This window comes from Micromonospora sp. AB353 (assembly GCF_049538395.1).
GTDB classification, from domain to species: Bacteria; Actinomycetota; Actinomycetes; order Mycobacteriales; family Micromonosporaceae; genus Micromonospora; species Micromonospora aurantiaca.
Genome location: NZ_JBMVFV010000010.1, coordinates 1 through 21174, shown reverse-complemented (window position 1 = coordinate 21174; position 21174 = coordinate 1). Strand labels below are relative to the sequence as shown.

Below are 21174 nucleotides of genomic sequence, written 5' to 3'. Positions count from 1 at the left end.
TCTTCAGTCGTGGTCTCGCTGTGGATAACGGCTGTGGAAAGCGTTCAGACTGTGGATAACTCTGTGGACTCCCGGGCCGGCCGGTGGATGTCCGGCCGGCCCGGGCGGGTCCGTCAGATGTCCAGGAACCGCACGTCCTTGGCGTTGCGCTGGATGAACGACCGGCGGGCCTCGACGTCCTCACCCATCAGGACGCTGAACAGCTCGTCCGCGGTGGCGGCGTCGTCGAGCGTGACCTGGCGCAGCGTACGCGTGGCCGGGTTCATCGTGGTCTCCCACAGCTCGGGGTAGTTCATCTCGCCGAGACCCTTGAACCGCTGGATGTCGTCCGGGCGGGCATTGGGCTTCTTCTGCTGACGCAGGGCGATCAGCCCGTCGCGTTCCCGGTCCGAGTACGCGTACTGGGCGTCGTCGCCCTTCTTGTTCCACTTGATCTTGTAGAGCGGCGGCGCGGCCAGGTAGACGTGACCCAGCTCGACCAGCGGCCGCATGAAGCGGAACAGCAGGGTGAGCAGCAGCGTCTGGATGTGCTGGCCGTCGACGTCGGCGTCGGCCATCAGCACGATCTTGTGGTAGCGCAGCTTCTCGATGTCGAAGTCGTCGTGGATGCCGGTGCCGAGCGCGGTGATCAGCGCCTGCACCTCGTTGTTCTTCAGCACCCGGTCGATCCGGGCCTTCTCCACGTTGAGGATCTTGCCGCGAATCGGCAGGATCGCCTGGACGCGCGGGTCGCGGCCCTGCTTGGCCGAGCCGCCGGCCGAGTCGCCCTCGACGATGAAGACCTCGGACTCGCGCGGATCGGTGGACTGGCAGTCGGCCAGCTTGCCCGGCATCGAACCGGACTCCAGCAGCGACTTGCGCCGGGCGAGCTTGCGCGCCTGCTGGGCGGCGATCCGGGCCCGCGCCGCCTGGGACGCCTTCTGGATAATGATCTTCGCCTCGGCCGGGTTGCGGTCGAACCAGTCGACGAGCGACTCGTTGCAGACCCGCTGCACGAAGCCCTTGACCGGGGTGTTGCCCAGCTTGGTCTTGGTCTGACCCTCGAACTGCGGGTCGGTGAGCTTGACCGAGATGATCGCGGCCAGGCCCTCGCGGATGTCCTCACCCGAGAGGCGCTCGTCGCCCTTGAGCAGCTTCTTCTCGGCGCCGTAGCGGTTGACGACGCTCGTCAGCGCGGCCCGGAAGCCCTCCTCGTGGGTGCCGCCCTCGTGGGTGTTGATGTTGTTGGCGAAGGTGTAGACCGACTCGCCGTACGACTCGTTCCACTGCATGGCGATCTCGACCGACATGCCCGTCTCCTCGGCCCCGAACTCGACCACCGTCTTGTGGATCGGGCTCTTGGAGGCGTTGAGGTGTCGGACGAAGTCGGCGATGCCGCCCTCGTAGTGGAAGGTGACCTCGCGGGTCTTGCCGTCCTCGTCCTCCGGGACGCGCTCGTCGAGCAGGTGGATGGTCAGACCCCGGGTGAGGAAGGCCATCTCCTGGAGGCGCCGGTAGATGGTGTGGAAGTCGAAGTCGACTGTCTCGAAGACGTCCGGGTCGGGCCAGAAGGAGACGGCCGAACCGGTGCGGTCGGTCTCCTCGCCCTTCTCCAGCGGCGTCGGCTTGGAGTGGTGGTACTGCTGACGCCAGACGAAGCCGTCCTTGTGGATCTCCACGGCCATCCGGGTGGACAGCGCGTTCACCACGGAGACGCCGACGCCGTGCAGGCCGCCGGAGACGGCGTACGCCTTGCCGTCGAACTTGCCGCCCGCGTGCAGCACGGTCAGGGCGACCTCGACACCCGGCTTCTTCAGCTTGGGGTGCAGGTCGACCGGGAAGCCACGGCCGTTGTCGGTCACCCGGACACCGCCGTCGGCCAGCAGCACCACGTCGATGGTGTCGCAGTGCCCGGCCAGCGCCTCGTCCACCGCGTTGTCGACGACCTCCCACACCAGGTGGTGCAGACCGCGCTCGCCGGTGGACCCGATGTACATACCGGGCCGCTTCCGGACCGCTTCCAGGCCCTCGAGCACGGTGATCGACTCGGCACCGTACTTCTTGTTGTCCTCCGCTGCCACGCTCGGCCACTTTCTCGCACCGGCCGCGCGTGGGCGCGGGGGCGCGGGTTCGGCGGACAGGACGCGACGTCGGCGCGCATGGTCCGCCCCTGGGGTCGCCAGGCTCGGATCATGTGCGCCGGGCGCCGCGGTTGCCCGCGGATCGCGATCGGCTCGGACCTGATACGGGACTATGATCGAGGGCTCATGCGGGCCCCTGTCCGTCGCTCCGTCTCGGGTCTTTCGTCTCGCCCTCAATCTTACTGTGCGGAGCCGACCAAACCGCCACTCGGCACCCTCTCCGGGGCGGCTGAGAATGCCGTAGCCGGACGAACCGCGTCGCCCACGACTCCCCCTACACGCCAACGGGGCGGTACCGCGCCACCGGCCACCGTGAGCCGCGACGGTCATCCGACCGGTGATCGGCGGCTGCCCCGACCGGGGGTCGCGGCCGGGCCCGGCGTGCCGTAGCTTTTGCGGCGCCGCCGTTGCGGTCTTGATCTTTTGCGCCCGGAACCGGGACGATCGTCGGAGATGGTCCGAAAACGCTTGGTGAGAGGTGACGCCAGATGGGGCTGGACAACGTCGCGGTGCACTGGCCGCGGACCGGCCGCTTCTACGACCCGGTCGCGCCGGCTGAGTTCGTGGACTTCGGCGAGATCGTGGACATGCCCCGGATCTCCGCGCCGACCGCGGCGCTCGCCGAGCTGATCGCGAAGACCGGCACGGTACGCGCGACCGCGTACACCGAGTTGGTCGATCTGATCCTCGGGCTGGAGAATGTGCTCTACGCCACGGAGAACGCGGTCGAGGACGAGGATCCGGTGATCGACCCGGACGGCTGCTCCTGGATCGCCGAGGGCGTGGAGAAGTTCGTCGCCCGGCACCGGCCGTACGGCGAGCCGGTCACGTTCGAGTCGGTGAGCGAGGTGCTGCGCGCGCTGCTCGGTGACGGCCGGCTGGCCGAGCAGCAGCTCCGCTGGCTGGACAGCCGCCTCGACCGGCTGCGGGACGAGAACGGCGACCCGCCGCAGTGGAACTTCACCTGCGCCGAGCTGAGCGTGCTGGCGGCCTTCTACCGGCGCTGCGCGGAGCGCGGCTTCGCGGTCTACGCCGACGCCTGACCGGGCGCCGCAGCGCCGGGAGGAGACGTGGCCCGGTTGGCGGCCGCGATCACCTCGGTCAGCGCCGTGTGCAGGTGCCGCAGGTCGGCCAGCGGCAGCCCGAGGCGCTGCACGATGGCCGGCGGGATCCGCTCGGCCTGCGCCCGCAGCGCCTGCCCTTCGGCGGTGAGTGAGACGGCCAGGCTGCGCTCGTCGGCGGCGTCGCGTTCCCGCCTGATGTAGCCGGCCGCCTCCAGCCGCTTGAGCAGCGGTGACAGCGTGCCCGGGTCGAGTTGGAGCAGCCGGCTCAGATCCCGTCCGGACAGCGGCGCGTGCTGCCAGAGCGCCAGCATGACCAGGTATTGCGGGTGGGTGAGCCCCATCGGCTCCAGCAGCGGCCGGTAGACCGCGACGACGCTCCGGGCGGCGACGGAGAGCGCGAAGCAGACCTGCTGCTCCAGCGCCAGGGGGTCCTCCTCGATGCCGTCGGTCACCGGTGTCCTCCTCGTCGTCGTTGCGATGGTAGCAATGATTGGTGTACCAATGGTTTGCACACAAAACAGGGAGGCGGCGGGATGAGCGACGACGAGCAGGTGGGCGACGCCTCCGGCAAGGGTGGCCGCCTGTTGGGCTGGGTGTTCCGCAACCTCGCCGGCCCGTCCCAGGTGCAGGGTGCCGTGCAGGGCGGCTCGAAGCTGGCCCGCGACGCGTGGAAGGAAGACCTGGAGCGCCGCAAGCAGTGGAGCCGCGAGCAGCGCGAACTCAAGCGCGCCCGGCGGGAGGCACGGCGTTCGGGCGGTGTCGGTCAGCCGTAGGTGTCGCGGGGGCCGCGCCCGCGTACCCGTCGGGGGCCGCGCGACCACGACGGCGCCGCCGGCCCGTGGATGTGCAGCTTGCGCACCACGTTGTGGCCCACCTCGCGGGCGATCTGCTGCAACAGCGAGCCCGCCAGCAGGCGCAACTGGGTCGCCCACGCCGTCGAACGCGCCTCCACCGTCAGCTCGCCGTCCTCCAGCTTGACCGGGCGGCTGTGCTGCGCGACCTCCGGTCCGACCACCTTCTCCCACGCGCCGAACACCGTCGCCTCGGCCGCCGGCTGCTGCCAGCCGCGTGCCTTCATCAGCTTGTCCAGCACCGCGCCCAACGGCTGCGGGTCGCGCGGGTCCGGACCCGGGCCGGAGTAGCCGCGCAGCCGCTTCTCGCCGTCGCCGCGGACCGCGCCGCGTCGTTTCGGCGCCGCCGCCTGCCGCCGGGCCTTCGCCGCGTCGAGCACCGCCCGCGCCAGTTCCGGCCCGGTCGAGCCCTCCGGCAGGTTCGCGGCCGGCTCACCGCCCGCGGGCTTTCCCGGGGTACGCGCGTCGCGTCCCGGCCCGAGCCGTGCGGGCGGGAGCTGCACCTCGTCATCAGGCACGCCGCACCGTCCCCTCGCCCACCGCGTACCGGGTGCCGCGCAGCGTCGCCGGCACGTCGTCGTCCACGGCACAGGTGACCAGGAGCTGACTCGCGCCGCCGACCAGTTCGGCCAGTCGTTCCCGCCGGCCGGTGTCCAGCTCGGCGAAGACGTCGTCGAGCACCAGCACCGGCTCGATCCCGTCGGCGCGCAGCAGGTCGTACCCGGCCAGCCGCAACGCCAGCGCGTACGACCAGGACTCGCCGTGGCTCGCGTACCCCTTGGCGGGCAGCGGGCCGAGCGTCAGCGCCAGGTCGTCGCGGTGCGGGCCGACGAGCGTGGTGCCGCGCTCGATCTCGGCGGCGCGGTTCGCGGTCAGCGCGACGGCGAGCGCCTCCGCCAGCGCCGCGCGGTCCGCGCCGGGTTCGGGCAGCTCCACCGAGGGCCGGTACGCGATGCCCGCCGCGCCGCGGCCGGCCGCCACCGCGTCGTACGCCTTCGCCACGTGCGGGGTCAGCGCGGCCACCAACTCCAGGCGGCCGGCGAGCAGGTCCGCGCCGTGCTGCGCCAGATGCGCGTCCCACACGGCCAGCGTCGACAGGTCACCGCCGCGTGTCCCACCGGTCTTCCTAGCCAGGTACGACGTACGCAGCAGCGCGTTGCGTTGCTTGACCACCCGCTCGTAGTCGGCGCGGACACCGGCGTAGCGGGGCTGGCGGGTGACCAGCAGGTCGTCCAGGTAGCGGCGGCGTTCGGCCGGATCACCGCGGACCAGTTCCAGATCCTCCGGCGCGAACAGCACCAGGCGCAGCGCGCCGAGCACGTCCCGGGCACGCCGGGCCGGAGACCGGCCGAGCCGGGCCCGGTTGGCCTTACCCGGCACGATCTCCAGCTCGACCAGCAGCTCCCGGCCCTCGTGCACCACGGCGCAGCGGATCACCGCCGAGGCGGCGCCCATCCGTACCAGCGGGGCGTCGGTGGCGACCCGGTGCGAATCCAGGGTCGCCACGTAACCCAGCGCCTCGACCAGGTTGGTCTTGCCGACGCCGTTCGCGCCGACGAGCACGTTCGGCCCCGGCTCCAGGTCGACGCCGACGCGCTCGTACGAGCGGAAGTCGACCAGTTCGAGCCGGCGGACGTACACAGCCTGTGGATACCGGTCAGCGCTTGTGGACGGCGTGGCCGCCGAACTGCTGGCGCAGCGCGGCGACGGCCTTCATCGCGGGCGAGTCGTCCTGCCGGGAGGCGAACCGGGCGAACAGCGACGCGGTGATGACGTTGAGCGGCACGGCGAGCCGGACCGCCTCGTCCACGGTCCAGCGGCCCTCGCCGGTGTCCTCCGTGTAGCCGCTCAGCTCGGCCAGCTCCGGGTCCTCGTCGAGTGCCCGGTCCAGCAGGTCGAGCAGCCAGGAGCGCACGACGGTGCCCTCGCGCCACGACTTGAACACGCCGGGGACGTTGGTCACCAGCTCCGAGGCCGCAAGCAGCTCGTAGCCCTCGGCGTACGCGTGCATCAGGCCGTACTCGATGCCGTTGTGCACCATCTTGGCGTAGTGGCCGGCGCCGACCGGGCCGGCGTGCACGAAGCCGAACTCGCCCTCGGGCTTGAGCGACTCGAAGATCGGCATCAACCGCTCGACGTGCTCCTGCGCGCCGCCGACCATCAGCGCGTACCCGTTCTGCCGGCCCCAGACGCCGCCGGACACGCCGACGTCGATGTAGCCGATGCCCTGCTCGTTCAGCCGCTCGGCGCGCGGGGCGTCGTCGCTGAACCGCGAGTTGCCGCCGTCGATGATGATGTCGCCCTCGCCGAGCACACCGGCGAGCTCGTCGATGGTGGCGTCGGTGACGCCGGCGGGGACCATGACCCACACCGCACGGGGCGACTGGAGCTTCTCGGCAAGCTCGGCCAGGCTCGCGGCGTCGCTGATCTCCGGGTTGTGGTCGTAGCCGACCACCTCGTGCCCGGCGGCGCGCAACCGCTCCCGCATGTTGCCGCCCATGCGGCCGAGTCCTACCAGGCCGAGCTGCATCTGCTCCTACCTCCGTACGTCAGGGTCGTGCTGCGGCGATCAGCGGGACACGCGGATCGGCATGATGAGGTACCGGTACCCCGGAATGACCTCGCCATCCTCGCCTGCCGGGGAGATGACCGCGGGCTTGAACGCGTCGACGAACCGGAGCAGGGCGTGCTGCGCGCCCAGGTTGGCCAGACCGTCGATGAGGTACTGCGGGTTGAACCCGATGGTCAGCGGCTCGCCGCTGAAGGTGGCCTCCATGGCCTCGCTGGCCCGGGCCTCCTCGGTGCCGCCCGCCTCGACCACGAGACCGTCGGCGCTGAAGCTGAGCAGCACCGGCGTGGTGCGCTCGGCGACCAGCGCGACGCGCTTGACCACCTCGATGAGCGAGGAGACGGCGACGCGGGCCTCGGCGTTGTGGTCGGCCGGGAACAGCGAGCGCACCGGCGGGTAGTTGGCGCCGTCGAGCAGCCGGCTGGTGGTACGGCGGGTGCCACCGGAGAAACCGATCATGCCCTCACCGGCACCGCCGGAGGACAGCGCCATGGTGACGTGGCCGCCGAGCGGGCCGAGCGCCTTCGCGGTGTCGTGCAGCGTACGGGCCGGCACCAGCGCGTTGAGGCTGATCTCCGGGTCGTCCGGGTTCCACTCCATCTCGCGAAGCGCGAGGCGGTAACGGTCGGTCGCCAGCATGGCCATCGTGCTGCCGCTCAGCTCGATCCGTACACCGGTCATCATCGGCAGCGTCTCGTCGCGGCCGGCGGCGACAGCCACCTGGGCCACGGCGGAGGCGAAGGCGGCGGCGTCGACGGTGCCGGCGCTCTCCGGCATCTCCGGCAGCGTCGGGTAGTCCTCCACCGGCATGGTGGGCAGCGTGAACCGGGCGCTGCCGCAGACCAGTTCGAGGTGGGCGCCGACGGCGGCGATGTCCACCGGCTTGGCCGGCAGGGCCTTGGTGATCTCGGCGAGCAGGCGGCCGGAGACCAGGGCGGCGCCGTCCGCGTCACCCTGCACCTCGACCGTCACCTGGCTGGAGACCTCGTAGTCGAAGCCGGAGACCTGCAGGTTGCCGTCGGTGACGCGGAGCATCACCCCGGCCAGCACCGGTACGGAGGGCCGGTTGGGCAGGCTCTTGGCGGTCCACGCGACCGCCTCGGCGAGCGCGTCGCGCTCCACTCGGAACTTCATCAATGCCTCCGCGTCGACGTCAGCGACAACTCTCTCATGCCGACCGCTGCCACCCGTCCCGCCCGACCGTGCGGGTACCCATCGCACCTTAAGGCGCTGGGGCATCGGCTGTGCGCCCGACCCCGTGGATCCAGGTGCCCCGGGCGACTGCCGACGGCAGTGCTCCGGCCCGATCCACAGGAAGTCCAACGGTGATGATTGGTTTTTGTTGTTTAGAAGAGATAACTCATCGTCTTCATCGCACCTGTGCAAACTGTGGAGAACCGCCGTCCGCGCAGGTCAGACACGTTATCCACCGGTGGTTTGGCTGTGGAGAACCAGGGGTGAAACTCGTGTCCCGGTCCACAGCCCTCGCCAGCCGCCGGGTTTTCCACGGCTGTCCACCGGTTGTCCACCGGTAATCCACCGGTTTTCTCCCCAGCGCTGTGGACAGCGCCGGAGACGTCCACAGCCGTCGTCCCCAGAACCTTCAACAGCTCGCCCACAGGCGACCCGCTGCCTGGGGATGACTGCCCGGTTGTCCCCAGGCGTCCACAGCGTCGTCCCCAGGAGTTGTCCACAGTCTGTGGGTAACCGGCCGAGTGCGAAGCGTGGTTGTCCACCGCCTGTGACACAGGGGCTGTGGACAACGGGTACGAGCTGTGGACGAACACACGACAGATCCTGGGCCCTTCACCGGGTCGAGGGTCAACAGTCCCCCGCTGTCGGCTACTTGCCACCCACCCGAGCCCGCCGCGTCGGCGCCGAAAAGGTCGCCTAGGTTACGCCGCCCCTCCCGCAGCTCCGCCTGCCTTACCCCGCCCGACCCTGCCCTCGCCCTCGCCCTCGCCCTCGCCCTTGCCCTCGCCCCGCTCCGCCCGCCCGCCCTGCTTCGGCTGATCATGAAGTTAGCGGCATTTCGCGTCCGGTTTGTCGCCGCCAACTTCATGATCGACGGGGAGGCCGGTGGGCGAGAGCGAGGGCGGGACGTCGCGGTGAGGGGTGGCCGTGGCCGCCGATCATCTCCCGATCAGGGCTCGGCGCTCAGCTCCGGCGAGATCTTGGTAGGAAACGGCCCCTATGGGGGCGCCAAGCTTCCAAGATCTGCGGGGATGGTCGTTCGCGCGCGGGGTGCGGCGGGAGTGGGGCGGTCAGGTGTTCTGCTTGATGCGGTTCGTCAGCTCGGCGATCTGGTTGTAGAGCGAGCGCCGCTCCGCCATCTGCTGACGGATCTTGCGGTCCGCGTGCATCACCGTCGTGTGGTCCCGGCCGCCGAACGCCTGCCCGATCCGGGGCAGCGACAGGTCGGTCAGCTCCCGGCACAGGTACATGGCCACCTGGCGCGCGTTCACCAGCACCCGGGAGCGGGAGTGGCCGCGCAGATCCTCCAGGCTCACGCCGAAGTAGTCGGCCGTCGACACCATGATCTGGTCCGCGGTGATCTCCGGGCCGGCGCCGTCCGGGATGAAGTCCCGCAGCACCTCCTCGGCCAGCGACAGCTCGACCGAGGAACGGGTGAGGCTGGCGAAGGCGGTGACGCGGATCAGCGCCCCCTCCAGTTCGCGGATCGAGTTCGACACCCGGGACGCGATGAACTCCAGCACGTCCGGCGGGGCGAACAGCCGCTCCTGGGCCGCCTTCTTCTGCAGGATCGCGATCCGCGTCTCCAGGTCCGGCGGCTGGATGTCGGCGAGCAGACCCCACTCGAAGCGCGTACGCAGCCGGTCCTCCAGCGTCGCCAGCTGCTTCGGCGAGCGGTCGGACGTGATCACGATCTGCTTGTTGGCGTTGTGCAGGGTGTTGAAGGTGTGGAAGAACTCCTCCTGCGTCCGCTCCCGGTTCTCCAGGAACTGGATGTCGTCGATCAGGAGGATGTCGACGTCCCGGTAACGGCGCTGGAACGCGCTCGTCTTGTCGTCGCGCAGCGAGTTGATGAAGTCGTTCGTGAACTCCTCGGTCGAGACGTACCGGACCGAGCGCGCGTTGCCGAGCGTCGTGGCGTAGTGCCCGATGGCGTGCAGCAGGTGGGTCTTGCCCAGCCCGGAGCTGCCGTAGATGAACAGCGGGTTGTACGCCTTCGCCGGCGACTCGGCCACCGCCACGCTCGCGGCGTGCGCGAACCGGTTGGACGAGCCGATGACGAACGTCTCGAACATGTACTTCGGGTTGAGCCGGTTGCCGCCGCTCTCCGTACCGCCGGGGAGCCTGCGGTCGGCCTGGCCGCCGCCACCCGGACGGTGGTGGTCGGCGCCACCCCGGCCGGGGCCGTTGTCGGTGGCGCCGTCGCGGGGCAGGCCGCGCATCGGCGCGGGGTCGGCGGGCGGACTCTCCCGGTAGCGGGGCTCGTATCCGCCGGCGTCGGGCACGGGCGGCTCGATGCGGGTGCGTTCGTCGAAGGCACGGCGCTCGGGCGCGGTGCGTACCGGCTCGGCGAACGCGGCGCTGAAGAGCGTGTCCTGCGCGTCCCGGCCGGCCGGGATGAGGTGCGGGCGGCCGCCGTCGGCGGTCCGCTGGCGCGGGGCCGGCTCGTCGAGCGGCTGCTCCGGGCGCGGTTCGCCGTACCCGGCCTCGGCGTACCCGGGTTCCGGGCGCGGCGACGGGAAGGCCGGGCCGGGCTGGTCGAAGCCGGGCAGCGGGGCGGCGCCGTCGTGCTCGGGCAGCGGCTCGGGGCTGCTGCGGTAGACGGTCCCGGCCGGGCGGGCACCGGGGTCGTCGGCGACCCGCACGGTGACCGCCACCTGGATCGGCCGGCCGAGCCGGCGGCTCAACGCCTCGGTGATGGCCGGGCGGAGCCGGGACTCGATCACGTCCCGGGTGAAGGCGTCCGGCACCGAGAGCAGCGCCGTGTCCTCGACGATCGCCCGCAGGCGGGTGAGCCGGAGGTACGCCCGTTGCTGCGCGGAGATGATCTCGTCGGCGAGTTCGTCGGTGGTCGCCGTCCACACCGCGGCAAGGTCGGTCGCTCCGGTCACCGTCGTGCCACCCCCTCGCCTGCTCCTTCTCACGCCCGCCCGGACGGCTGACCGGTCGTCATCCACAAGTTATCCACAGCCTGTGTACCGACCGATTGTGGCCGCCCACCGGACGCGGGTCGGACCTGCCCCCCTCGATCCACGGAGGCGTTGAAGCGGGTTCACCGTGCCGAACGATTCAACAGCGTGTCCGGTCTTGCCGATCGGCGACAAACCCCGGACCCCCGACGCCGACCGCAATCGCGCACGCTAACAGCGCGGACCCCACAGCATCAACCGGCGACACCCTGACGACCTTGGCAACATCAGTGAAAACCGCCCCTTCGGTCGCGCTTGCGCGCAGGTCGGACGCCCGAGTGTGACGTTTGACGGTCATTGCGCCCCTGCGTAGGCTGGAGCGGCTGCTCTCTCGCCCTCTGCTAGGGTGATTGATGCTTGCTGTCCGTGGCTGTCACCCCGCATCGCCGGGGAGCGTGTCACGGCAGCGCCGATCGGAGGTCACCGACAGGTGATCTGGACCAGCACACGACCCCGGGCGATCCGCCGCGCGGGGCGTACGACAACGGAGAGCCTGACGTGAGCAAGCGCACCTACCAGCCGAACAACCGCCGGCGCGCGAAGACCCACGGCTTCCGGCTGCGCATGCGCACCCGTGCCGGCCGCGCCATCATCGCTACCCGTCGCTCCAAGGGCCGCGCGCGCCTGTCGGCCTGACGCCGACAGGTCCGGTCCGGGGACGTGGGCAGTCGTGCTGGCCGCCGCGCAACGACTGCGGCGCAGTAGCGACTTCGCCGCAGCGGTTCGCGGTGGCCGACGCGTCGGCCGCGGCGCCGTCGTGGTCCACCTGACCCTCCCCGAGCCGATCGGCACCACCGCGACACCCTCGCCGGAGCCGGCGCGGACCCTCGATGCGGAGACCTCCGCACCGAGCCGCGCCGGCTTCGTCGTGTCCAAGGCCGTCGGCGGCGCGGTGGTCCGCAACAAGGTCCGCCGCCGGCTCCGGCACCTGGTCCGCGAGCGGCTGGCCGAGCTGCCCGCCGGCACGACCCTCGTGGTACGCGCGCTGCCCGCATCGGCCGACGCGACGTACACCCGGCTCGGGGCTGACCTGGACGCGGCCATCGCCGCCGCGCGGGCCCCCCGGGGACGGCGGTCGCGGTGAGCGGCCCGACGACGGCGACTCCGTCGCCCACAACCGGTGCCCGCATGCTGCTGGCGCCCATCATCGCGTACCGTCGGTGGATAAGTCCGGCACTGCCGGCCCGCTGCCGGTTCTACCCGTCGTGCAGTGCCTACGCCGTGGAGGCGGTGTCCCGGCATGGTGCGCTGCGGGGAGCGTGGCTGACGGTCCGTCGGCTGTCGCGCTGCCACCCCTTCCACCCTGGTGGACACGACCCGGTTCCGGAGCCGGGCGACCGCCGCCGTTCCGACGTGACTGGAGCCTGAGTGTTTAGTCTCGACTGGATCTACTACGCGATCTCGTGGATCCTGCTGACCTGGCACTCGGCCTGGGACGCCATCGGAGTTCCGGTCGGGGCCGTGATCGGCACGAACTGGGCCTGGATCCTCGCCATCGTCTTCCTGGTGGTGACGGTCCGGGTGATCCTGTTCCCGGTCTTCGTCAAGCAGATCAAGTCGCAGCGTGCCATGCAGGCGCTCCAGCCGAAGGTCAAGGAGCTCCAGGAGAAGCACAAGGGTGACCGGGAGACGCTCCAGAAGGAGATGATGGAGCTCTATCGGAAGGAAAAGGCCAACCCGCTCATGGGCTGCCTTCCGATGTTCCTCCAGATCCCGGTCTTCCTGGGCCTGTTCCACACGCTCCGGCGGCTCGACCCCGACAACCAGGGCAAGACGCTCTACGGCTGGACCGTCGACCAGTTCAACAGTGCCTCCAACGCGAAGCTGTTGACCGCGCCGATCTCCGGCAAGTTCGGCTCCACCGCCGAGGAACTGAGCCGGCTGGGCGCGAGCACCGGCACGGTCAAGGTGGTCGCCGGCATCCTGGTGCTGATCATGATCGCCACCACCTACCTGACCAGCCGTCAGATGATCCTCAAGACCGGGTGGGCCGAGGACCCGCAGCAGCGCATGGTGCAGCGGCTGATGCTCTACGGCATCCCGGCGTCGCTGCTGATCTCGGGTGCGATCTTCCCGATCGGTGTGATCATCTACTGGGTCACCAACAACCTCTTCACGCTCGGCCAGCAGCAGTGGGTGCTGCGGAAGTTCCCGCCGCCGCCGACCGCGAAGAGCACCAGCGCCGCCAAGAGCACCTCCGGCAAGAGCCCGGTGCAGCCGGCCAAAGCCGGTGGCCTGTTCGGCCGCAAGGCCGCCCAGCCGCCGGCGAAGGCTCCGGCCGCCGCGCCGAAGGTGGCCGGCCCGAAGCCGGGTGCCAAGCCGGTCAACCCGAAGAAGGGCGGCAACAAGCCCGCCAAGCGACAGGGCTGAGCCCACAGGGCCACCGTCGGCGACGTCGACGGTGGCCCGTTCCGGCCGCGTGCTGCCATCCGAGGAGTCGGCGCCGGGCCGGAATCACCGCGCGGAGCGCGGACACGGGCGAAACTGGCCCGTACAGACGTGCCCGAGGGCACCCGGCGAACCTCCCGCCGGCCCCGGGAGACCAGCGGACCCCCGACGGTCCGGCCGAGCGAGTACGGAGATGAGACCCGTGACCGAGACCAGCATCCCCAGCGCCGACCAGTCCCTGGACGAGGAGACCCCCGTTACCGCCGCCACCGAGACCGAGGACGCCGCGGGCGAGGCCCGGGAGAAGAAGGCCCCGGCCGAGAGCGACCTGTTCCGGCAGAGCGAGATCGCCGCCGACTACGTCGAGGGTCTGCTGGACATCCTCGACTACGACGGTGACATCGACGAGCTGGTGTCGGGTGGCCGCCCGGTCGTCGAGGTGGTCGGCGGCCGGCTGCAGAACCTGGTCGGCCAGCGCGGCGCGACCCTGGAGGCGCTCCAGGAACTGGCCCGGCTGGCCGTGTTCCGCCAGACCGGCACGCCGAGCCGGCTGCTGCTCGACGTCGGCGGCTACCGGGCCGCCCGCCGCAAGGAGCTGGCCGCCGTGGCGAAGAACGCGGTCGAGAAGGTCAAGGAGCACGGTGAGCCGGTGCGCCTGGAGCCGATGTCCGCGTTCGAGCGCAAGTGCGTGCACGACGTGGTGAACGCGATGAGCGGGGTGGAGAGCGAGTCCGAGGGCGTCGAGCCCAACCGCCGCATCGTCGTCCGGCCGGTGGACTGAGGTCCGTGATCTCCGACGAGACGACGGCGGGAGCCGTGACCGGCCCGGGCGGTATGCCGCCCGGGCCGTCGGCTGTGCGCCCCGACCCCACTGTCGACCCGGTCTTCTCCGACGACGACGGGCCGGCCGAGCCCGCGTACCCGGGTAAGGCCGTGACCGACCCCGGCGAGCCCGCCTTCTCCGGCGATCCGGCGGTGGTGAGCGGGGTCGAGCCCGCAGACCCGGCGGTGGACGTGATGCCCGCCTTCTCCGGTGAGCCGGCGGCGGACGTGGCACCGGCGGCCCCGGCCGCGGCGGCCGACCCGGTCTTCGCGGAGCCGTCGGCGGACGCACCGTCCCTCGTGGACGGTGGCGACGCCGGTGCCCCCGACCCGGCGACGGCGACGCTGCAGCCCGAGCTGGCGGAGGCCGCCCGCGCGTTGTTCGGCGACCGGCTCGAACTGGCCGCCGCGTACGCCGAACTGCTCGCCACCGACGGTGTGGTCCGCGGCCTGATCGGGCCCCGCGAGACGCCGCGGCTCTGGGAGCGGCACCTGCTCAACTGCGCGGTGGTGGCGGAACGGATCCCGGAGGGAGCCAGCGTGATCGACGTCGGCTCCGGCGCCGGGCTCCCCGGTCTGGTGCTGGCGATCGCGCGCCCAGACCTCACCGTGACGCTCGTGGAGCCGTTGGCGCGGCGGACCGCCTTCCTGATCGAGGCGGTACAGCGTCTCGGCGTGACCCGGGACGTGCGTGTGTTCCGTGGGCGGGCAGAGGAGGCGGCGGCCGGCTCGCGCGACCGGGAACCGCTGAGCGCCGACATCGTGACCGCCCGCGCGGTTGCCCCGCTGGACCGGCTCGCCTCCTGGTGCCTGCCGCTCGTGGCTCCCGGCGGACGGCTGGTCGCGCTCAAGGGTGCCTCGGCGGCCGACGAGATCACCGAGCACACCGAGGCCGTGATCCGCCTCGGCGGCGGGACGCCGGAACTGCACCGCTGTGGCGAAGGGGTGATCGACCCTCCGGCGACTGTGGTCGAGGTGGTCCGGGAGCGCGTGGTCAACCCGCGCCGTCCCAAGAAGCCGAAGCGGTCGCGTGGCGGTCGCCGTCGCGGCGACCGCTGAGCGGGTACGCCATTCCGCACGCCCGATCCGGTCGTTGGACCGGTGGGCGTGACGCGATCGATCGCAACCCGACATGGACCCACCGCGCCCGTCGGCCGTAGGCTGACCGCGCGTCGATAGTGTGGAACGGCGGTGCCGGGCGGCACCCGAACCCGATGGTTCCCGCCGAGCCGACGGCGCCGTGCGAGGCGCGGACGCGATTCGACGGGTGCGGACCGACCATCCGGAGCGGGTAGGGATGACAGGTGCATGACGACGGCAGGTACGACGATCCACGGTTGACCGGACCAGGAGGCCAGCCCTCCGCCGACCCCGTTTCACGTGAAACCAACTACCAGGAGTGGACGGTGAACGAGTCCGGCGAACCGTCCTCCCCGTATCCGGCGCAGCCGTCCAAGCGACGGGAGCCGTCGGTCGGCGGGCCCGTGCGTCCCGTCTCGTCCGCGCCCGCGAACGTGCCGCCGGCCCGCGACCCGCTCGATCCGGCCGACGGTCCGGTGAACGCACCGACCCCGCGCCCGCCCGCGGTGCGGGCGAACGCCGCGGTACCCACCCGCTACGAACCCCAGCCGCCCGTCTCGGCCGTGCCCTACCGGGCCGCCCCCGAGGTCACCGTGGCGCCGTCCGACACGCCACAGGCAGACGGGTACGGGGACGAGGTAGACGCCAGCACGTACGTTTCACGTGAAACCCCGACGCGCGAAGAGGATGATCCACCGTTGGCTATGGAGGCGATGCGCGCCGTGCAGATCCTGAATCCCAGTGGCGAGGTCACCATGCCGCGCCCCGACCGGACCCGGGTGATGTGCGTCGCCAACCAGAAGGGCGGCGTGGGCAAGACGACCACCACCGTGAACCTCGCCGTGGCGCTCGCGCTGCACGGCAACCGGGTGCTCGTGGTCGACCTTGACCCCCAGGGCAACGCCTCCACCGGTCTGAACGTGCCGCACCACACCGGCGTGCCCGACGTGTACGACTGCCTGATCGACAGCGTGCCGCTCGAAGAGGTGGCCCAGGCCGTCGAGGGCATCCCGAACCTGTGGTGCGTACCGGCCACCATCGACCTGGCCGGCGCCGAGATTGAGCTGGTCTCGGTGGTGGCTCGGGAGTCGCGCCTGGCGCGGGCGATCGCCGCGTACCCCGGGCACTTCGACTACGTCTTCATAGACTGTCCGCCGTCGCTCGGCCTGCTCACCGTCAACGCGCTCGTGGCCGCGCAGGAGGTGCTGATCCCGATCCAGTGCGAGTACTACGCACTGGAGGGCCTCAACCAGCTCATAAACAACATCAACCTGGTTCGTCAGCACCTCAACCCGAAGCTCGAGGTCTCCACCATCCTGCTCACCATGTACGACAGGCGTACCCGGCTCGCGGACGCGGTGGAGCAGGACGTCCGGAACCACTTCGGCGACAAGGTGCTCCAGGCCGTCATCCCACGCAACGTGCGTGTCTCCGAGGCGCCGAGCTACGGCCAGTCGGTGATGACCTACGATCCCGGTTCGCGGGGAGCCACGAGTTACTTCGAGGCCGCCCAGGAGATCGCGGAGCGAGGCGTCAAGGAGCCGGTGAGCCGGAATGCGTAGTGCGGAGATGTCGCTGGGAGGCGTCGCATGAAGAACCGTCCCCGCGGCGGACTGGGCCGAGGGCTCGGCGCCCTCATCCCCACCGGCCCGGTACCGGGCGCCGAACCGGCGGCCACCGAACCGGAGTCGTCGGCAGTCGCCGCGTCGCCGTCGGCTCCGGCCGCTGGTGCGACCGCTGCCATCACGGGTGGCGTCGCAACCACCCCGTCGCCGGCCGCCGAGCCCGAGCCGCAGCTGAGCCCGGTGCCCGGCGCGCGCTTCGCGGAGATCCCGGTCGACGCGATCGTGCCGAACCCGAAGCAGCCCCGGCACGTCTTCGACGAGGAGGCGCTTGAGGAACTGAAGACCTCGATCCAGGAGGTCGGCTTCCTCCAGCCGATCGTGGTCCGCCAGCTCGACCCCGACAAGTTCGAGCTCGTGATGGGCGAGCGGCGCTGGCGTGCCGCCCAGGCGGTCGGCCGGGAGACCATCCCCGCCATCGTCCGCGACACCAAGGACGACGCGATGCTCCGGGATGCGCTCCTGGAGAACATCCACCGCGCCAACCTCAACCCGCTCGAAGAGGCGGCGGCGTACCAGCAACTGCTGGAGGAGTTCGGCGCCACGCACGAGGAGTTGGCCCGGCGGATCGGCCGCAGCCGCCCGCAGATCTCCAACACGATCCGGTTGATGAACCTGCCGCCCGCCGTGCAGCGCCGGGTCGCCGCCGGCGTTCTCTCCGCCGGTCACGCCCGGGCCTTGCTCAGCCTCGACAACGCCGAGGCGCAGGAGGCGCTCGCCGAGCGGATCGTCCGCGAGGGCATCACCGTACGCGGCGCCGAAGAACTCGTGCACCTGGCGCTCGCCGAGGAGCCGGCGAAGTCGGCCGCCGCCAAGCGCCGGCCGAAGCCGCATGCCCCGGCGCTCACCGATCTCGCGGACCGGCTCTCCGACCGGTTCGACACCCGGGTGAAGGTCGACATCGGCCGCAGCAAGGGCAAGATCACGATCGAGTTCGCCACCGTCGACGACCTGGAGCGGATCGTCGGGATCATCGGCATGGGCGAGGACGGGACTGCCGAGGTGTAGCCGTCGCTTCCCCTGTTGTCGATCCGGCCGCATCCCGACGAGGGGATGCGGCCGGATCTGTTTCCGCGTTGGGTCGGTGCTGCCCGTCCGTTCTGGCGGCGGCGTTGGGTCGTGGCGGTTCCGGTCGACGGAGAGACCGACGCCTCGGAAGTCGTCGCGGTCTTCGACGACGGGGCCGGGGCCTCCGGTGCCGATGGTGCGCACTGATGCCGGGCGCCCTCCGGAGGTGACGCGGCCGAAGCAGGTGGGAGCGTCAAGATGCACTCGTTAGCGGGCTGTCGCGCCTCGTCCGGCGTTTCACGTGAAACGGGGACCGGTGAATGGAGGCGAGGGCGCGGGTGAAGCCGCTCTCCGCGCCACTGGTTGGTGGCACGCCGCCCGCCCGAGCGCTGAGCGGCCGAGCGGCCGAGTGCGCGAGAGCCGAGTGCGTGAAGGTGCCGAGGGCCGCTGTTCGGCGGTGACGACTCGGTGCGCGTCCATTTCGTTGGTCTGGCTGGAGGGGCTGACGGCGATGGCTCAGGCGGAAGCCGCCGGTTGTCGACTCACTCGTTCCGCGCGCTGCACCCGGCTAGCTGTCGGCTGGGCCCGTCCGCCGAACGCACGGGAAATGGGTCTGCGCCGTCGAGCCCGTCGAGCCCATCGAGCCGTCGGGCCGTCGGGCCGTCGAGCCGTGGAGTCGCCGGGCCGAACGGGGAACCGTCGAAGCGGGGACCGCCGAGCCGGGGACTCTGGCGAGGAGCCCGGGCAGTGGGCCGAGGTGTGCGGCCCGGCTCAGCATTCCGGGACGGCTTCCTACGGGGTCCGGCGCCGCCGTCGAATGACCTACCAACGCTCTGCGGACCGGCCGGGCGGTCGCAGACTCAGGGCGGCAGCGAGTCCGATCATGGATCGAGCGCAGACCCGAGGCCGTGTGGCGACTCGGCTCGGCCTGCCAGCTCCGGACGTGCCTGATGTTTCACGTGAAACGCGGCGACCGACCTGCCCTTCACCCGATCGAGGTCCCAGCCGTGCCGAGTGCAAGCGATGAGGCGCGGTGCTCGGCCACAAGCCGCGCGGTGGTCACCGCGGCTCGACTGCCGCGCGGCCCGGCCCGTTTCCGACGAACAACCACCGAGTGGCTCGCCCCGCGACTGTCTCACCTCACGCCATCGCCCCGAGGTGCCTCGTTCGATCCGCCGTACCCGCTGAGGACTCAGGCACGGAGCAAGGCCGGTCGACGCCAGCGAGCCGAGCGGGCAAGCCGAGGCGCGTCGGCGTGGACCCCCCGTTTCACGTGAAACGGCTACGAGAGAAGCCGCCGGCACCCGGTGCGGATCGGCCGCCGGATCGTTTGAAGAACGGGCCCGCAGACACCCGAGGTTATCCACAGCCGTTGTCCACAGGCACTCCCCGTTTCACGTGAAACGAAGCGAGGAAACCCTTGCTGAGCAGTGCATGACGCGCTGTGCTGGTGATCTCGGCAGCCTGTGGACAACGCGGTGGACAGCCGGTGGGCGGCCAGTGGAACAGGTAGGGACAGGCGTCGCCAACTCGGTTAGGGTCAGCGTCGTGCCGGACACCCCTCCCTCAGTTCCCGACTTCACCCAGTGGCCGTCCTTCCCCTTCGAGGGCGATCTCCGCGTCAAGCAGCTCGACGAACCCGTACCGTTCGAACCTCCCCGCCGTGGCGAGGCGGACCGGGAGTGCACCGCCTGCAACGCGCCCGACGAGGCGTACATCTGGGTCGGTGAGCGGTGGCGCGTCCGCGCCATGGACCGGCCCACCGGCCTGCCGATGGTCCTGATCCTGGAGTCCCGTTCCCACCTGGATCTGGGCGACCTGCCGAACCTGCTCGCCGCCGAACTGGGCGTGATGACCGTCCGCCTGGAGCGGGCCGTCCGTTCGCTCGACGGGGTGGCCCGGGTCCACGTGAACCGGTGGGGCGACGGGTCGGCGCATCTGCACCTGTGGTTCCTGGCGCGGCCGTACGGGCGGCTGCAACTGCGGGGCACGTTCCTGTCGCTGTGGGACTCGATCCTGCCGCCGATCTCCGAGGACCAGTGGCGGGAGAACCTCGCCATGGTGGCCGCGTGGCTCGCCGAGTTCGGTGGTCGTCCGTTGGCCGAGCCGCCGCGCATCCAGTGGCAGGCGCCGTCGAGTCTCTCGTCGCCCTCGCCCGAGATCGCCGCTGAGGAGCCCGAGGAGGAGGCCGTATCGGTGATCGAGGCTGCGGACGAGATCCCGGAGTCCGACGCGGCAGCGGACCTCTCAGACCCCTCTGCGGGCCCGTCGGAGCCCGACCCGGCACCGGAGGCCGGCGATCTGCCGCAGAGCACTCCGACCGGCGCGCAGGACAGCACGCCGAACGATGCGGCGATCGGCGCACCCGGCGGCACGCCGAACAACGGGCCGGACGACAGCCCGGCCGACGCGACGGACAACGCGGACGAGGGCGAGCGGGAGAACGTCCCGGGCGCGGCGCGTACCCCGGAGAGCTGAGGTTCAGCGGCGGGCGGCGGCCCGGGTCACGAGCGTGCCGAGGACCCGGCCGAAGTCCAGCCCGGCCGCCTGGATCGCCAGCGGCAGGAGCGACGTCTCGGTCATGCCCGGGGAGACGTTCACCTCCAGCACGTGCGGGTCACCGCCGGCATCGACGATCAGGTCGACCCGGGACACGTCGCGCAGCCCGAGCGCGGTGTGCGCCGCGAGCGCCACCTCGGTCACCCGGGCGGTCGTCGCGGCGTCGAGCCGGGCGGGCGCGTGCCAGGTGGTACGCCCGGCCGTGTAGCGGGCCGCGTAGTCGTAGACGCCGTTGCGCGGCACGATCTCGACCGGGGGCAGGGCCTGCGGGCCCTTGCCGAGGTCGAGCACGGAGACCGCCACGTCCATCCCGGGGACGTAGCGTTCCACGAGCGCGGTCTGGTCGTACGCGAAACAACCCACCATCGCGGCCGGCAGTGACGCCGCCTCCCGGACCACGGCGGCGCCCAGTCCGGAACCGCCCTGCGCCGGCTTGACCATCAGCGGCAGCCCGAGGCGGTCGACGATGCGGTCCAGGACGGCGACGGCGCCCAGCTCGGAGAAGCGGTCGTGCGGCAGCGCCACCCAGTCGGGCGTCGGGATGCCCGCCTCGCGCAGCACCGCCTTCGCGGACGGCTTGTCCCAGGCGAGGCGGGACGACCGGGCATCGCAGCCGACGTAGGGCACGTCCCAGAGGTCGAGGACGCCGCGCAGCGAGCCGTCCTCGCCGGTGGCGCCGTGCAGGGCGATCACCACCGCGTCCGGCGGGTCGGCGGTCAGCGCGGGCAGCAGCGCCACGTCGGCGTCGCGCAGTTCCGCCTCGACGCCAACCGCGCGCAGCGCGTCGAGCACCCGGCGGCCCGACCGCAGGGAGACGTCCCGCTCGTAGGAGAGGCCGCCCGCGAGTACGAGCACGTGCAGCTCGTCGGCGGCGGATCCGGTCACGGGAGGCGTTGCGGCGGGGCTGTCGGACATGCGGGCATCATGC

19 protein-coding genes are annotated in these 21174 nt (G+C 71.3%); 11 read left to right on the top strand and 8 right to left on the bottom strand.

Features of this window, described 5'->3' with window-relative positions:
- Positions 1-113: 113 nt before the first annotated feature.
- On the bottom strand, positions 114-2060 hold the full coding sequence (gene gyrB / locus ACPCK6_RS07345) for a DNA topoisomerase (ATP-hydrolyzing) subunit B (protein WP_135242602.1): 1947 nt from the start codon (positions 2058-2060) through the stop codon (positions 114-116).
- 548 nt (positions 2061-2608) lie between these two features.
- Between gyrB and ACPCK6_RS07340 the strand changes: the two genes are divergently transcribed.
- Positions 2609-3163: a hypothetical protein gene (locus ACPCK6_RS07340; protein WP_120572509.1), complete on the top strand. Its 555-nt coding sequence runs from the start codon at positions 2609-2611 to the stop codon at positions 3161-3163.
- Here the strand turns inward: ACPCK6_RS07340 and ACPCK6_RS07335 are convergent.
- Positions 3148-3636 (bottom strand): MarR family winged helix-turn-helix transcriptional regulator, encoded by a 489-nt coding sequence (locus tag ACPCK6_RS07335; protein ID WP_396881796.1) that lies wholly within the window; start codon positions 3634-3636, stop codon positions 3148-3150. The genes ACPCK6_RS07340 and ACPCK6_RS07335 overlap by 16 nt on opposite strands.
- An 81-nt stretch (positions 3637-3717) precedes the next feature.
- On the opposite strand from ACPCK6_RS07335, the gene ACPCK6_RS07330 reads away from it, so the two are divergent.
- On the top strand, positions 3718-3957 hold the full coding sequence (locus ACPCK6_RS07330; RefSeq protein ID WP_013283216.1) for a hypothetical protein: 240 nt from the start codon (positions 3718-3720) through the stop codon (positions 3955-3957).
- Here ACPCK6_RS07330 and ACPCK6_RS07325 read toward each other — a convergent pair.
- From ACPCK6_RS07325 to dnaA, 5 genes are all read right to left on the bottom strand, one after another.
- Positions 3948-4553: a DciA family protein gene (locus ACPCK6_RS07325; protein WP_423480699.1), complete on the bottom strand. Its 606-nt coding sequence runs from the start codon at positions 4551-4553 to the stop codon at positions 3948-3950. The two genes, ACPCK6_RS07330 and ACPCK6_RS07325, sit on opposite strands and share 10 nt — an antisense overlap.
- Positions 4546-5676, bottom strand: coding sequence for a DNA replication/repair protein RecF (gene recF, locus ACPCK6_RS07320; RefSeq protein WP_396881798.1), 1131 nt, complete (start codon positions 5674-5676; stop codon positions 4546-4548). The genes ACPCK6_RS07325 and recF overlap by 8 nt, the downstream gene beginning before the upstream one ends.
- Before the next feature lie 16 nt (positions 5677-5692).
- Positions 5693-6565, bottom strand: a complete 873-nt coding sequence (gene gnd, locus ACPCK6_RS07315) for a phosphogluconate dehydrogenase (NAD(+)-dependent, decarboxylating) (protein WP_013283213.1) — start codon at positions 6563-6565, stop codon at positions 5693-5695.
- A gap of 39 nt (positions 6566-6604) precedes the next feature.
- Positions 6605-7738 carry a DNA polymerase III subunit beta gene (gene dnaN / locus ACPCK6_RS07310; RefSeq protein WP_194800281.1) on the bottom strand — a complete coding sequence of 378 codons (1134 nt, stop codon included), beginning with the start codon at positions 7736-7738 and terminating at the stop codon, positions 6605-6607.
- Between the two features lie 1130 nt (positions 7739-8868).
- The gene (gene dnaA, locus ACPCK6_RS07305) at positions 8869-10689 is read right to left on the bottom strand and encodes a chromosomal replication initiator protein DnaA (protein ID WP_396881799.1); all 1821 of its coding nucleotides are present in this window, start codon (positions 10687-10689) and stop codon (positions 8869-8871) included.
- Positions 10690-11265: 576 nt separating this feature from the next.
- Between dnaA and rpmH the strand changes: the two genes are divergently transcribed.
- The 9 genes from rpmH (at position 11266) to ACPCK6_RS07260 (ending at position 20165) form a co-directional block, all read left to right on the top strand.
- Positions 11266-11403, top strand: a complete 138-nt coding sequence (gene rpmH / locus ACPCK6_RS07300; RefSeq protein ID WP_018788530.1) for a 50S ribosomal protein L34 — start codon at positions 11266-11268, stop codon at positions 11401-11403.
- A gap of 34 nt (positions 11404-11437) precedes the next feature.
- On the top strand, positions 11438-11851 hold the full coding sequence (gene rnpA / locus ACPCK6_RS07295; RefSeq protein ID WP_194800283.1) for a ribonuclease P protein component: 414 nt from the start codon (positions 11438-11440) through the stop codon (positions 11849-11851).
- Between the two features lie 44 nt (positions 11852-11895).
- Positions 11896-12135, top strand: a complete 240-nt coding sequence (gene yidD / locus ACPCK6_RS07290) for a membrane protein insertion efficiency factor YidD (RefSeq protein ID WP_013477538.1) — start codon at positions 11896-11898, stop codon at positions 12133-12135.
- A complete protein-coding gene (gene yidC / locus ACPCK6_RS07285; protein ID WP_423480698.1) occupies positions 12136-13137 on the top strand; it encodes a membrane protein insertase YidC in 1002 nt (333 codons plus the stop codon).
- A gap of 211 nt (positions 13138-13348) precedes the next feature.
- Positions 13349-13936, top strand: coding sequence for a Jag family protein (locus ACPCK6_RS07280; RefSeq protein ID WP_135242593.1), 588 nt, complete (start codon positions 13349-13351; stop codon positions 13934-13936).
- A 236-nt stretch (positions 13937-14172) separates the two neighbouring features.
- A complete protein-coding gene (gene rsmG / locus ACPCK6_RS07275) occupies positions 14173-15036 on the top strand; it encodes a 16S rRNA (guanine(527)-N(7))-methyltransferase RsmG (RefSeq protein WP_423480734.1) in 864 nt (287 codons plus the stop codon).
- A gap of 245 nt (positions 15037-15281) precedes the next feature.
- The gene (locus tag ACPCK6_RS07270) at positions 15282-16619 is read left to right on the top strand and encodes a ParA family protein (RefSeq protein WP_423480697.1); all 1338 of its coding nucleotides are present in this window, start codon (positions 15282-15284) and stop codon (positions 16617-16619) included.
- A gap of 27 nt (positions 16620-16646) precedes the next feature.
- On the top strand, positions 16647-17687 hold the full coding sequence (locus ACPCK6_RS07265; RefSeq protein ID WP_423480696.1) for a ParB/RepB/Spo0J family partition protein: 1041 nt from the start codon (positions 16647-16649) through the stop codon (positions 17685-17687).
- Positions 17688-19235: 1548 nt separating this feature from the next.
- Positions 19236-20165, top strand: a complete 930-nt coding sequence (locus ACPCK6_RS07260; RefSeq protein ID WP_396881804.1) for a hypothetical protein — start codon at positions 19236-19238, stop codon at positions 20163-20165.
- 3 nt (positions 20166-20168) lie between these two features.
- Here the strand turns inward: ACPCK6_RS07260 and ACPCK6_RS07255 are convergent, their stop codons facing one another.
- On the bottom strand, positions 20169-21161 hold the full coding sequence (locus ACPCK6_RS07255; protein ID WP_396881805.1) for a D-alanine--D-alanine ligase family protein: 993 nt from the start codon (positions 21159-21161) through the stop codon (positions 20169-20171).
- Between the last annotated feature and the right edge of the window lie 13 nt (positions 21162-21174).